The organism is Treponema endosymbiont of Eucomonympha sp. (assembly GCF_001028545.1).
Genome location: NZ_BBPW01000158.1, coordinates 1 through 1372, shown reverse-complemented (window position 1 = coordinate 1372; position 1372 = coordinate 1). Strand labels below are relative to the sequence as shown.

The 1372-nt window shown below is 59.0% G+C and carries 1 protein-coding gene; it reads right to left on the bottom strand.

Annotated elements, in window-relative coordinates:
• On the bottom strand, window positions 1-1073 hold a 1073-nt coding region (locus AWU74_RS05545), incomplete at its 3' end, for an InlB B-repeat-containing protein (RefSeq protein ID WP_162504883.1).
• Window positions 1074-1372 lie beyond the last annotated feature (299 nt).

The following is a 1372-nucleotide window of genomic DNA, read 5'->3' as shown; positions in this document are numbered from 1 at the left end:
CGGCTCCCCGGATAGTCTTTCCCCGGCCCGCCCGGCTTCGTGTTCCAGCCGTTAAAGACGTAACCCGCTCGCGTCATGCCCTCCGGAGCGTCCGCGGCGACCGCCCAGTCCCCGGCGCCGTAGTTCGTGCCGTCGGTCGGGGCGTTCCCCGAATCCGCGCCGTTTTTGTCATAGGAGAGGGTGTATGTGTATAGCTTTTTCCACTGCGCATACAGGACTGTGTCGGCGTTTATCGGGACAGACGCGTTCACCCGATAGGGTTTCCCCGTGCCGTCCGGCTTCGTGTTCCAGCCGTTAAAGACGTAGCCCGCTCGCGTCATGCCCTCCGGAGCGTCCGCGGCGACCGCCCAGTCCCCGGCGCCGTATTTCGCGCTGTCGGTCGGGGTGCCCCCCGAATCCGCGCCGTTTTTGTCGTAGGAAAGCCAAAACCTTCCCTCCTCCCAGTAAGGGTACAGCGTAACGTTTCCGGTTATGAGGAACGTGTCGCCCTCTCGGTATACCACGTCCGCCCGATACGGTTGATACGGGGAAACCGTCCACGAGTCGTCCGGCAGGGAACCGCTACTCGGGGAAACGCCCGTCCAGCCGGAGAAAGTGTAGCCCGTTTTTTGCAGGCTCCGCGTGTTGCCCTGCACCGTTGCCTGTTCGTATTCGACATACACCAATTCGTCGACCGGCGCCCTTCCCTTGTCCGAGTCGTCTCCGTCGTAGAAAATGCGAAGTTCAAACTCCCACACGGCGACGAAACGCATGTTCCGCTCCACCATAATGTGTTCGCCCGGCTGATACCGGGCGCTGCCGTCCGTAGAACCGTCGAGCTCCTCCGCCCACCCGCCGAAGACAGAGTCCGGCTTCTCCCACTCGCATAACGGGAAGGTATAGAGGGTGATTTTGTCTAGGGGAAACTCCCGCCGTTCGAACTCTTTCAAACCGGATTCAAAGGAAACGACGTATTCTTTTTCGTAGGTAAAAAGACGCGGCGGACAGCCCGCCGCGAGGGCGGCGAATGCGGCAACCGCGACGGCAAGCGAAACTGCCCGCGCGGCGGACGATATGGCGTGTCTGTTTCTCATATTTGTACGCGTTCCTTATTGCTTGTCATTGTCTTGAATGCCGGTAAATCCCGCCGAGGGCAACGCCGCCGCTTCTGCGGGATACGGTCAACTGCCCTTGCGCGGAACCATATCGCATACTGCCAAGTCGATACAACAACACACATACCATAGCGCAATACGAGGGAGGTGTCAAGATTATTCATTATAATAATACAATAAAAGCCCGGCACCATAGCGCGGCATGGGGGATTTTGTCAAGGTTATTCTCTTTGCAGGCGTCGGTTTCCTGCCTAGTTGTCTGCCGAGCAATCCAAGCG